Raw genomic sequence first — 11968 nt, forward strand, 5'->3', positions numbered from 1 at the left:
CCGACTGAAAACCGGTCGACACCACACGATTCGCCAAGGAGAGGCAATGCAATCCACGCCCCAGCCCGAGGATGACGGGCTCACCATGAAACGACTGGCGCCCGGCCAGTTCGACGTTGTACTCGGCTCTCACCCTGCCCGGCGAACCGCGGCGTCCGGCAATGGCAACTGGCCGTTCAGTAGCGTTCTGATCTGCTTGGCGCTGCTGATCGCAATTATCTTTCTGATCGCCCAGATGTTTCGCACACCCAAGCCGGCAGCGATGGTCATTCCCGCCCCGCCCACCGCGGAAGTCGTCAGCGAGCCCGAGGCGATACAACCCGTTGCCCCAGTGCGCAACGTCGAACAAGTCGTTTATATCGCCCCCAAGGTTGACGTCTCGCAACCCGTCACCGCGCGGCCGCTCGATACCTGCCTGAAAGGCGGCAACCTCATCGACCAGGATGTCGTGAACTGCCGCTTCGGGGACGCTCAGGGCAGCGACGCCCAAGCCGCCCGCCCCCAAGGCATGGTTTCAGAGCGTTACATGGCGAACTACAAGTCCGCCGCGGCCAAACCCAAAACCGAGCCCGCTCGGCGTTATGAAGTAGCGGGTGTATTCATCCGTGAAATCGACGGCCGAAACCGATATGAAGCCCGCTATCGCATTTCCAACAACCATATTGAAACCAGCAGTGTCTGCATGAACTTCCTGGCCGACAGTGTCGAACACCGTGAGTGCCGCCGGGCTGCCGTACCCTACTTCAAAGATATGTGCAGCGATTGGAGCAAACGCGTCGCCAAAGACAAAAGTGATAAAAATAAACTGGCGCAAGAACAGTACTGTACAGCGGCCCGGGATTATTCAGCGTGATGGATAACCCATTCACGCCGTTGGATATTCATTTACGCTCGTCACTCAACATGAAGTAACAACAACCGCGGACGCTTCCCCAAACAGTCTTCTAACCTCGTGGTTCCTATCAACCAACGAGGTTAGAAACATGACAACATTTACAATTTTCTTTTGCGGCACGGGCTCGACTAAATACGACAACCTGCACAAGAACTACTGGAACGGTGAACTGGTTGCGACGCTGGCCAATAACATTGCCGGTCACGAGTTCGCGGAGTGGATTGTTATCGACGGCCCGGGTAGCGGCAACATGCAGGCCGACGAACTGTTTACCGAATCCAAAGGATTTGGCTGGACTGGCACTGCATTCGGCAAAGGCTGGCATGAGAATGTGCAGCATGCTGTCAACATCATCCGGGGCCAATTCGATTGGCAAAGAACCAAGCTGTCTGAGGCCGACTACCAGCGTCTCAAGCGAGCCGACGTGCCTATTCCAGACGCGCAGGCGCACGGCTCGTGGTTCTGGCGGCAATACGACTACGGCAATCGCATCAGCCCGCAGGAACTCCAGCAACAGCTGATCAAGAACCTGAGAAAAGACGGCTTGATTCCCAAACAGATCAACCTGGTGGGGTGGAGCCGCGGCGGGGTGAGTTGCCACATGCTCGCCAACGCGCTGATGGCGAATCCGGAAACGCGCCAGATACCGGTCAACATATTCGCGGTAGATCCGGTGCCCGGTCCCTTGAATTACCAGCTTGAGAAAGTTTCTCTCGGCAGCAACGTCAAAGAATACGTGGCGTTCTATGCCCGCGACGAACGCTCTAAAGGGTTCTCATGCATCATTCCGAAAACAGACGCCAGAACTAAAGTCAGCATCTTTCCCATGGCAGGGCGCCATGCGTCTTTGGTAGGTAATGCGTCGCTCACAGGGGCAAGTGGGCCAGGAGACCTCACAGAACCGGGCACAATCGTTCGACACTATGCCGAAGTCTGCCTGTCCCGATGGGGCACGAAGCTGCAACGAAAACTGAATCTGTCAGCGATCGATGTCAGCCGGCTTCATCAGAGCGTCGTCATGCACGAGGCTGACTTCATCAAGATGCGCAATCATTCTTACACTGTCTTGCGTGAAGACCATAAAACAGAGCGTTACGTCAGCTATGCAGATAAAGGGACTGGCTTCAGCATGGTTGCCGGTACTCCATTCAAGCCAGCGCAGGGCCTGGCTGCAACACTCGCGAAGGGGAATGAAGCCTACAAAGACATCTGCTGAAACAAGACCCGGCGTCATGGGCAACTAAAGCCCTCTGATGGCTGTCCAGTCCATCGCCAATGGCCTCCTCGCCGAGCGCCGCGGTGGCGAAAACCAAATTCCTGAAGAAACCGCCCACGAGGGCGGTTTCTTCGTCCCGCTTTTTGTCATTGCTGGATTGACCCGTCAGCGCTTTCTGCGGTCATACGGAGCTACAGTCAGAGCCAACCGCAGCGATTACGGACGGAATACCATGCCTCAAGCAGCCACGCGAACCACCACCCGCCTTTTCCCGCTGCTATTGGCCGTCACGACCGCCATGCTGTGCGGCTGCGGCGACGATTCCAAGACCTCCGACGTCGCGACGGCAAGCGCCTCGCCAGCGCAGAAAACCATGAGCGTGGATGTCAGCGGTGCGTTGAACCTTCATTACGAAGCGCGCGGGGATCAGGTGAGCCTGGGCTTCTTGCCCGGCAAACTGCCTGGCTCCAACTGGTTGACGCTGAGCGCGGACCAGGAAGCAGAAGGTGACCGCAATGAGGTCAGCATCGGGCCGATCCTCGGATTCTCCTTCGATAACCCCGATCAGGAAAAGAAGGCGATCATGTTTCAGGGAGGCCGCGTCGAAGTCGCCCACGATGAAAACAGCGCGTCCTACGACACCGGTTCGTACTACCAGTACTTCGATACGGACAAGAACGGTAGCAACAGCAACGTCCAACTCGTCTTCAGCAAAATCGAGAAGCTGAGCTCTCCCAACAAACTGCTCGACCGCTACCGGTTGATCGGTACGTTTCAGTTCAATGCGGCGCTGTCACCTGAGCAACCCACCGACGACTGCACCCGGGAAGCCGCTGCTTACGCGGCAGAGCACGGCGAGCGCCACCCGGGGTTCGACGCCAGGCTGTGTAACGCGAAAAGCGTCGTGGCGAAGGGCAGCTTTGATATCACCCAGGACTTTCCGGCAACGACGAAAGCAGACGGATAACATCGGGCAGGCATAAAAAAACCGCCCCGAAGGGCGGTTTCTTTTTAACAGGTGCCGATCTTACAGCTTCGGACCCGCTGCCTTGATCGCGTCGCTCACTTCAAACTTCTTGAAGTTCCCGATGAAGAGGCCGGCCAGTGCTTTGGCTGCTTCGTCATACGCGGCTTTGTCAGCCCAGGTGTTGCGCGGGTTGAGCAGGCCGGTTTCGACGCCCGGTACGGAAGTCGGGACGTCCAGGTTAACGGTGTCGAGGTGCTCGGTTGCTGCACCGATCAACGCGCCGCTCTGGATGGCCGCGATCACGCCACGGGTAGTGGGAATATTGAAGCGTTTGCCGACGCCGTAGCCGCCGCCGGTCCAGCCGGTGTTGACCAGATAGACCTTGGAGCCGAAACCGCGGATGCGCTTGATCAGCAGCTCTGCGTATTCGCCCGCCGGACGCGGGAAGAACGGTGCGCCGAAGCAGGTGGAGAACGTCGACTTGATGCCAGCGCCCGACCCCATTTCAGTGGAGCCGACCAGTGCGGTGTAACCCGACAGGAAGTGGTAGGCCGCTTGTTCTTCGCTGAGGATCGACACGGGTGGCAGCACGCCGGTCAGGTCGCAGGTCAGGAAGATGACTGCGTTTGGCTCGCCGCCCAGGTTCTTCTCGGAGCGTTTTTCAACGTGCTCGAGCGGGTAAGCGGCGCGGCTGTTCTGAGTCAGGCTGCTGTCGGCGTAGTCGGCCTGGCCGGCTGCGTCCAGCACCACGTTTTCCAGCACGGCGCCGTGCTTGATGGCCTTCCAGATAACCGGCTCGTTCTTCTCGGAGAGGTCGATGCATTTGGCATAGCAGCCGCCTTCGATGTTGAAGACAACGCCTTCGCCCCAGCCGTGTTCGTCGTCACCGATCAGGTAACGGGTCTCGTCGGCGGACAGCGTGGTTTTACCAGTACCGGACAGACCGAAGAATAGCGTCACGTCGCCGTCTTCACCGATGTTGGCCGCGCAGTGCATTGGCAGCACGTCGGACGCCGGCAGCAGGAAGTTCTGCACCGAGAACATGGCTTTCTTCATTTCACCGGCGTAACGCATACCGGCAATGAGCACCTTCTTCTGGGCGAAGTTGATGATGACGCAGCCGTCCGAGTTGGTGCCGTCACGCTCAGGCACGCACTCGAAGTTGGCCACGTTGAGCACTTGCCATTCTTCACGACCGGCCGGGTTGTATTGGGCCGGGTTAATGAACAGGCAGCGACCGAACAGGTTCTGCCAGGCCGTCTGCGTGGTCATCTTGACCGCGAGGTAGTGATCTTCGGCTGCGCCTACGTGAACGTGGGAAACGAAGTGTTCCTGGGCGTTGTTGAACGCCTCGACACGGGCCCACAGAGCGTCGAACTTGTCGGCAGGGAATTTGCGGTTGATCGGACCCCAGGCGATCGCGGCCTGAGTGGTCGGTTCATCTACGATGAAGCGGTCGACAGGCGAGCGGCCTGTGCGGTGGCCTGTTTCCACGACGAGTGCGCCAGTATCGGACAGCACGCCTTCTTCGCGCTTGAGGGCTTCTTTAACCAGATCGTCGACACTGAGATCGGTGTGAACGGCGTTATTGGCTTGCGTCATGAGATTCCCCGTCGGCTCGATGGCCGAGTGCTCCAAACGTTTTGTAGTAGAAAAACCAACACTACTACAGCTAAAAAGTGGCCGGATTATGCCAGAAAAGCCCAAAAAAGGTAGGGCCCTCCTGTCAGAACTACATGAAGAAGAGTCAAGCGGGCCGGGCGGAAAGCTTTCAGCGCAGGACCCGCACTACATTAATGGCGGGTATCGGAAGGGGTATCCACCCCACCCCCTGCAAACAGCTGCGCTACATCGGTCGCATCGAACAGATAGCGCTGATTGCAGAACTGGCAGTCGATCTCCACCGCACCGTGATGCTCGATCACCAACTGCTGTGCATCTTCCAGACCAAGACTGACCAGCGCATTGCCAGAACGTTCGCGCGAGCAGCTGCAACGGAACACCAATGGCTGGACGTCGAACATGCGCACGACGTCTTCGTGGAACAGCCGATGCAACACGGTTTCGTTGGTCAGGCTGAGCAGTTCCTCGGCGGTCAGGGTGTCGACCAGTGTGTTGACGTGCTGCCAGCTAGCCTCGCGTTCTTCAGGCTCTTTCAGCTTTTCAGCTGGCAGCTGTTGCAGTAGCAGCCCCCGTGCGCGCTTGCCGTCGGCCTTGATCCAGAAGCGGGTCGGCAATTGTTCCGACATCACAAAATACTCGGACAGGCACGCCGACAGGTCGACGCCATCAAGGCCCACGATGCCCTGATAGCGTTTGCCCTGACGCGGGTCGATGGTCATGGTCAGGTCGCCATTGGGCATCAGGTCGAGTAGCGTGGCGTCAGGCTTGACCAGGGTTTCGTCGTAGCGCGCAATGCCGCGCAATTCCCGCTCGCTGGAGCACTCGACCATCAGCAACGATACCGGTCCAAGCGACCGCGCCTGCAAAATCAGCAAGCCGTCGAACTTCAGTGTGCCGACCAATAGCGCGGCGGCGGCGAGCATCTCGCCGAGCAACTGGGCGACTGGCTCGGGGTACGGATGCTTGGCAAGTACCTCGGCGTAGCTGCGCTCAAGGGCCACGAGCTCGCCGCGAACGTCGCTCTCGTCGAAGATGAAGCGCTGGGTGTAATCGGTATCCGCAAAGTCTGACATAGGAGAAGGTATCTGAATGGATGACAAAATGATGACAAGCGCCTATAAAGCGCGGTTTAGCACCGACGGGTGCACTGTCATGCCGATGGGGGCATTTTATGGACTATCCCGCATTGTTCCAACCCAAGTGGAACGCCAAAAAATTCATGCTGTGCAATCTGGTGGCGCTGGCACTGCTGCTGCTTTGGATCTGGCCCACGGGCCACGCGGCTTTCACGCACTTCGATGAAGGCCTGTTTCACGTATTGAACCGCCCGCTTGAGCAAAACAAGGCGTGGCTGTGGATCTGGACGATTGCCAGCATGCGGCCCTTCGATGTCGTCGTTGGCCTGATCCTTCTTACGCTGCTTATTAAAGGCGAGTGGGTATTCAAATCACTACAAACGCGTGCTGCGCTGATCGGCTTTGTGTTGACGCTGATTCTGCTGCTCATCATCCGCACGGTGTTTTCCAAGATCATCGACCACAGCGCGCTGCAACATGACAGCGCATCGATGATGATCCCTGATGCCATCAAGCTCAGCGACATATTCCCGGGGCTTGAAGACAAGTGGCAGCTCAAGGATCGCTCCAGCCAGAGCTTCCCGGGCGACCACGCTTCGGTGCTGTTGATCTGGGCGATGTTCATGAGCGTCTATAGCCGCACGGTCGGCCAGCGTGTCGTCATCTGGGCGCTGGCGTTCCTGTTCATGATGCCGCGACTGGTTGCCGGCGCTCATTGGGGTCAGGACGATTACATCGGCGGCGTGATGATCGCGTTGCTCGCCCTTGGCTGGAGCTGCTACACCCCGTTCGTTGCCACCGTCACCGCTTTCCTGTTTCGACTGACCGCGCCCGTGTTCAATGTGCTGGGCCGCCTGCCGCTGCTCAAATGCCTGAGCATCATGAAGCAGGGCTCTCATTTGTAAGCTGCCTGTCGCCACTGAGCAGTCCGGGGTCGATGAGTGCGCGATCCCGGAAAGCGGCGAGATCGTCAGTCGTCACCCGAACGAAAATGAAACAATTGCCGGCGCTGCTTCTTGGTCGGCCTGCCGTCAGTCGTCACGCCCAGGCTTCCGGCCTTGCGCATCTCGGCGGCTTGCTCGCGTTTGGCAAGGCTCTCCGGCGTTTCGCTGTACAGCAGCTGAGCCTCAGGCGCGCCACGGCGGACAATCGACAATGCCTGGACGACGACGGTCCGCTCATCGAAGCCTGCTCTGATCTGCAACTCATCCCCCACACGCGGCTCCTTTCCCGGCTTGCATCGCTCGCCGCGGCAATGAACCTTCCCGCTTTCAATGGCGGCTTTCGCCAGGGCGCGCGTCTTGAAGAAGCGTGCCGCCCAAAGCCATTTGTCCAGACGGACTTTGTCGTCCTCGTCTGACTTCTGTGTCATCTGAATTCCTCAATCGTGTAATGGTCAGAAACCGTACTACGTCACGCCGGGGACGCAGTAACCGCCACCCTCGTTTACACTGCCCACCAAGACTAAAGCACCGGCTTCAGGAGAACGACGTGACAGACTTCCCAACGTCATTGACTGGTGGGTGCCAGGGCTGCAAAGAAAGCTCCGCGCTGGATTTCGACTTTGAATTTGCCTATCAGCCTATCGTGGACGTCCGCGACCACACAGTGTTTGCCCACGAGGCGCTGGTGCGTGGCGTCAACGGCGAGGGTGCCTTGTCTGTGCTGAACCGGGTTGACGACACCAACCGTTACCGTTTCGATCAATTGTGCCGAACCCGCGCGATTTCAACTGCCGCCCGGCTGGGAATGGACGAACACCTGTCGATCAACTTCCTGCCAAATGCGGTTTATCGCCCCGAACTGTGCATTCGCAGCACCCTGGAAGCCGCCCGGGCCCACAACTTTCCGCTGGACCGACTGATCTTCGAGACCGTCGAAACCGAGCACATTTGCAACAACAGCCACCTGACCAACATTCTTCGCCAATACCGTCAGTTTGGCTTCAAGACCGCCATCGACGACTTTGGCGCCGGGCACTCGGGACTGACCCTTCTTGCCGACTTTCAGCCTGATTTGATCAAGCTCGACATGGCGCTGGTGCGCAATGTCCATCTCGACCCCGCACGGCAGGCCATCGTGCGTGGCATTGTCACAATGTGTGCGGAGCTGGGCGTTACAGTGATCGCCGAAGGCATTGAACATGCAGGCGAACGGGATTTTCTCGCCGACTGCGGCATTTACCTGATGCAAGGCTACTGGTTCGCCAAGCCAGCATTCCAGGCGCTGGCGCATATCGATGCCGCCGCCTGGCAGAACGTGTAAACGAACGGAACCGCTTTGAAAACATTTGACCATCTGACAGTTATCGGCCTTCGCGAATGGGTGGCTTTGCCCCATCTGGGAGTCGCCGGGTTGCGCGCGAAAATCGACACTGGGGCCAGCACTTCCAGTCTGCACGCGACAGAAATAGAACCGTTCGAACGGGACGGCGAGAAATGGGTGCGCTTCAATGCGCATCTGGGGACGGTGGTGCAGCTGCGTCATCGTCGCTGCGAGGCTCAACTGGTGGCGATGAAAACCATCAAAAGCTCCAACGGCCACGCCCAGGTTCGCTACGTCATTCGTACGACACTGGCGCTGGGGGATCGGGTCTGGCCAGTGGAATTCACGCTGGCCTGCCGCAAGGCCATGCGCTACCGGTTACTGCTGGGCTCCAAAGCCCTGATTGATGGCCAGTTGGTGGTCAATCCGGGTGTTACTTATATTCAGGACAAGCCGGTATTCCCGGCTTCAAATCTCTCTGCCACAGGTGCTGCATGAAGATCGCTGTGCTTTCGCGAAACCCGCGTCTGTATTCAACTCGTCGTCTGGTCGAAGCTGGCATTCAGCGCGGCCACGAGGTCGTGGTGGTCGATACCCTGCGCGCCTATATGAACATCGCCAGTCATAAGCCGCAGATCCACTACCGAGGAAAACCCCTGGAAGGCTTTGATGCGGTGATACCTCGCATTGGCGCCTCCGTGACCTTCTACGGCTGCGCCGTGCTGCGTCAGTTTGAGATGATGGGCGTGTTCCCGCTCAATGAGTCCGTCGCGATCGCACGATCGCGCGACAAATTGCGCTCGCTGCAGTTGTTGTCGCGTCGGGGTATCGGTTTGCCCGTCACCGGCTTCGCTCACTCACCGGATGACATCCCAGACCTGATTCAAATGGTCAACGGCGCGCCCCTGGTCATCAAAGTGCTCGAAGGCACGCAAGGCATTGGCGTGGTGTTGTGCGAAACCGCGACGGCGGCTGAATCCGTGATCGAGGCCTTCATGGGTCTTAAGCAGGACATCATGGTCCAGGAGTACATCAAGGAAGCGGGTGGCGCCGACATCCGCTGCTTCGTGGTGGGTGACAAGGTCATTGCTTCGATGAAGCGTCAGGCGAAGCCCGGGGAATTCCGTTCCAACCTGCACCGTGGCGGCACCGCCAGCCTGATCAAGATCACGCCGGAAGAGCGCATGACGGCCATACGCGCGGCCAAGGTCATGGGTTTGAGTGTCGCGGGCGTCGATATCCTGCGCTCCAACCACGGGCCACTGGTGATGGAGGTGAACTCGTCGCCAGGTCTTGAAGGCATTGAAACCACCACCGGCAAGGATGTGGCGGGAATAATCATCGAATACATCGAAAAAAACGGCGGGCCGCACATGACCCGCACCAAAGGCAAAGGCTAACGCCTTAGCCCGTCTCTGCACGGAGGCTTTGGTCGCGAGCACGCCAGTCGCCCAGAGCCCCCAGGCAGAATCACGAACGAATCAATCGGCATCCCGCGGCAACAACAGCCCCAACGGCAGCCGAACCCTGGCCTCCAGCCCGCCTCCCGAACGATTGCGCAGCTCGACATTGCCGCCGTGCATTGCCGCAATGCGCTTGACGATCGCCAGGCCAAGCCCTGTGCCCTTGCCACTTCTGGCGCGGTCGCCACGGATGAAGGGATTGAAAATCCCCTCCAGTTCCGACGGATCAATACCCATACCGCGATCCAGCACGCTTAGCACCACATAGGGCGCACCGCTGTCGCCGGAAACGTAGGCCGCCACTTCAACGCCGTCACCGGCATGGTGCATGGCATTGCCGATGAGATTATTGAGCAGCCGCTTCATGGAAACCCGTCGCAGCGGGAAAGGCGGAATGGACTCCAGACACAGCCGGACCTGCTCTACCGGGTTGTTGTATGGCGCGACAACTTCGTGGACCAGCTCAACCAGATCGACTTCCTCGACCTCTTCATCACGCCCATCCCTGATAAATGCCAGGAACTGATCGAGGATGGCGTCCATGTCTTCGATGTCGCGCACCATGCCTTCCATGAACTCGTTGTTGGTCGGCATCAACTCCAGTGACAGGCGCAACCGGGTCAGCGGTGTCCGCAAATCGTGGGAAACTCCCGCCAGCATCAGCTCGCGCTCCTGACCGGCTTGCTCAACGTCTTCGGCCATCTGGTTGAACGCGCGGTACACCTCGGTGATCTCGCTGGGCGTGTCGCCGACCGGCAAACGCACACTGCGCCCCTGCCCTAACTGGCGCGCGGCAAAGACGAGGCGTTTGAGCGGCTGATTGAGCTGGCTGACGAAGATCCACGCCGATGCCGTCGAGAGCAACCCGATCGCCAGGAACCAGCCCAACACGCTCCAGATTTTCTGCCCGCGCAAGGGATGCGGGTACAGCGGCACTTTCAGCCAGCCATCGCCGAGACTCGGCGCCCTCACCCACAGCGCAGGAGGCGCGTGGACACGCAGGCGCACTTCGGTGTCCGCGCCCAACTCATCCTGCATTTGCCGCTGATAGATCTCTGAGTACGGCCAGTGCTGCTCGCCTTCCGGCACACCGCCGCCTACCACACGGATAAGCCCGGCAGCGTCGGCGATGGTCTGCCGGTCGCTCTCATCGGCCGCCCAGTAAGCCCGCAAAGTGAGTGCAACGCCGTGGCTGTACTGGCGATCGACCAGAACATCCTCGTTCATCAGCAGATAGACGAGGGTCAGCGCCTTCGAAAACAGCACGACAATGAGCACCAGCCACAGGGTGCGGGAGAAAAAGCTTTGCGGGAACCAGAGCGGTGTCTTCATAACAGCAGCTATACACTTTGCGGAAGCGAGGCGAGCTCGCGAATTTGCGGAACACATGACACAGCAAAAACCAGTCACGCCAATGGCCGCTTTCGCGAACATTGAGGTGACTGGCTAACGGAGGCGGGCGTGAGACAGGCCCGGCAGGTTACCGTCGAACTTGCTGCTACTGCTTGTTGGCACCGTCTGGCACGAAAACATAACCCACTCCCCAAACCGTCTGAATGTAACGCGGCTTGGCAGCGTCCACTTCAATCAGACGACGCAGGCGGGAGATCTGGACGTCGATGGAGCGCTCCAGCGCGTCCCACTCGCGGCCACGGGCCAGGTTCATCAGTTTGTCCCGCGTCAACGGCTCACGGGCATGCATGACCAACGCCTTCAGCACGGCGAATTCACCGGTGGTGAGCATGTGAACTTCGTCGCCGCGCTTGAGCTCGCGAGTGGCGAGCGACAGAGCGTAATCGCCAAAGGTGACGGTTTCGTCTTCGGTGGCGGGTGCGCCGGGTACCGGTGCGGATTGACGACGCAGCACGGCGCGGACGCGAGCCATCAGTTCGTCAGGATTGAAAGGTTTTGCGAGGTAGTCGTCGGCGCCGAGCTCAAGGCCCTTGATGCGGCTAAGCTCGTCGCCCTTGGCGGTCAGCATGATGATGGGGACTTGATTGTTCGCGGCGCGCAGACGGCGGCAGGCGGACAAGCCGTCCTCGCCCGGCAGCATCAGGTCCAGCACCACGAGGTGAAACACTTCGCGCGCCAGCAGCCGATCCATTTGCTCCACGTTGGGCACAGCCCGGGCGCGGTAGCCCTTGCTGGTGAAAAAGCGTTCTAGCAGGCTGCTCAAGCCCGGGTCATCGTCAACGATGAGGATTTTCTCGCCTTCAGCCGTTTGTGCAGTGCTGCTCATTGGAAGCTCCTTTGATCTCGGCGCGCATTATGGCGTAGCTGCAGTTATGCGCACCGTGTGCATTGTTAGCAGATTTTTCCTGACTCCACATGGGAGCTCTCGCCCAGTCGCCTGAGGAGAATTCACAGCGTCTGCGTGGGCTGAAACCGGCGTATCGACGGGCCGATCCCCTATTCAGGGCTCACTGGGTATAATGCGCCGCCTTCAAGGTCAGGCAACGCTCG

Annotated in this window: 12 protein-coding genes; 7 read left to right on the forward strand and 5 right to left on the reverse strand. The window is 59.1% G+C overall.

Annotation, left to right across the window (positions count from 1 at the left end; translation table 11 throughout):
• Positions 1-46: 46 nt before the first annotated feature.
• The 3 genes from AC3ISG_RS23590 to AC3ISG_RS23600 all read left to right on the forward strand — a co-directional run bounded on the left by AC3ISG_RS23590 (position 47) and on the right by AC3ISG_RS23600 (position 3078).
• Positions 47-853, forward strand: a complete 807-nt coding sequence (locus AC3ISG_RS23590; protein WP_489298087.1) for a hypothetical protein — start codon at positions 47-49, stop codon at positions 851-853.
• Positions 854-983: 130 nt separating this feature from the next.
• A complete protein-coding gene (locus tag AC3ISG_RS23595) occupies positions 984-2111 on the forward strand; it encodes a hypothetical protein (protein WP_122623483.1) in 1128 nt (375 codons plus the stop codon).
• Between the two features lie 232 nt (positions 2112-2343).
• Complete coding sequence (locus AC3ISG_RS23600; RefSeq protein ID WP_272629538.1) at positions 2344-3078, forward strand: hypothetical protein; 735 nt, start codon at positions 2344-2346, stop codon at positions 3076-3078.
• A 60-nt stretch (positions 3079-3138) separates the two neighbouring features.
• Here AC3ISG_RS23600 and AC3ISG_RS23605 read toward each other — a convergent pair whose 3' ends face one another.
• Together AC3ISG_RS23605 and hslO are read right to left on the reverse strand one after the other, a co-directional pair.
• A complete protein-coding gene (locus tag AC3ISG_RS23605) occupies positions 3139-4680 on the reverse strand; it encodes a phosphoenolpyruvate carboxykinase (protein ID WP_489298088.1) in 1542 nt (513 codons plus the stop codon).
• A gap of 191 nt (positions 4681-4871) precedes the next feature.
• Positions 4872-5774 carry an Hsp33 family molecular chaperone HslO gene (gene hslO / locus AC3ISG_RS23610; protein WP_122534067.1) on the reverse strand — a complete coding sequence of 301 codons (903 nt, stop codon included), beginning with the start codon at positions 5772-5774 and terminating at the stop codon, positions 4872-4874.
• Between the two features lie 98 nt (positions 5775-5872).
• On the opposite strand from hslO, the gene AC3ISG_RS23615 reads away from it, so the two are divergent.
• Complete coding sequence (locus tag AC3ISG_RS23615; RefSeq protein ID WP_122534068.1) at positions 5873-6682, forward strand: phosphatase PAP2 family protein; 810 nt, start codon at positions 5873-5875, stop codon at positions 6680-6682.
• A 65-nt stretch (positions 6683-6747) separates the two neighbouring features.
• Here the strand turns inward: AC3ISG_RS23615 and AC3ISG_RS23620 are convergent, their stop codons facing one another.
• Positions 6748-7149, reverse strand: a complete 402-nt coding sequence (locus AC3ISG_RS23620) for an RNA-binding S4 domain-containing protein (RefSeq protein WP_122534069.1) — start codon at positions 7147-7149, stop codon at positions 6748-6750.
• Positions 7150-7268: 119 nt separating this feature from the next.
• On the opposite strand from AC3ISG_RS23620, the gene rimA reads away from it, so the two are divergent.
• From rimA to rimK, 3 genes are read left to right on the forward strand one after another with little or no spacing between them, the layout of a single operon-like run.
• Complete coding sequence (gene rimA, locus AC3ISG_RS23625; protein ID WP_489298089.1) at positions 7269-8042, forward strand: S6 modification regulatory phosphodiesterase RimA; 774 nt, start codon at positions 7269-7271, stop codon at positions 8040-8042.
• A 15-nt stretch (positions 8043-8057) separates the two neighbouring features.
• Positions 8058-8540, forward strand: a complete 483-nt coding sequence (gene rimB, locus AC3ISG_RS23630) for a retropepsin-like aspartic endopeptidase RimB (protein WP_065987437.1) — start codon at positions 8058-8060, stop codon at positions 8538-8540.
• On the forward strand, positions 8537-9442 hold the full coding sequence (gene rimK, locus AC3ISG_RS23635) for a 30S ribosomal protein S6--L-glutamate ligase (RefSeq protein ID WP_065987438.1): 906 nt from the start codon (positions 8537-8539) through the stop codon (positions 9440-9442). The genes rimB and rimK overlap by 4 nt, the downstream gene beginning before the upstream one ends.
• A gap of 81 nt (positions 9443-9523) precedes the next feature.
• On the opposite strand, the gene AC3ISG_RS23640 is transcribed toward rimK, so the two are convergent.
• Positions 9524-10837, reverse strand: a complete 1314-nt coding sequence (locus AC3ISG_RS23640; RefSeq protein ID WP_065987439.1) for an ATP-binding protein — start codon at positions 10835-10837, stop codon at positions 9524-9526.
• 166 nt (positions 10838-11003) lie between these two features.
• Positions 11004-11744, reverse strand: a complete 741-nt coding sequence (gene ompR, locus AC3ISG_RS23645) for an osmolarity response regulator transcription factor OmpR (RefSeq protein WP_489298090.1) — start codon at positions 11742-11744, stop codon at positions 11004-11006.
• Between the last annotated feature and the right edge of the window lie 224 nt (positions 11745-11968).

It is taken from the genome of Pseudomonas sp. GL_135 (assembly GCF_057834665.1).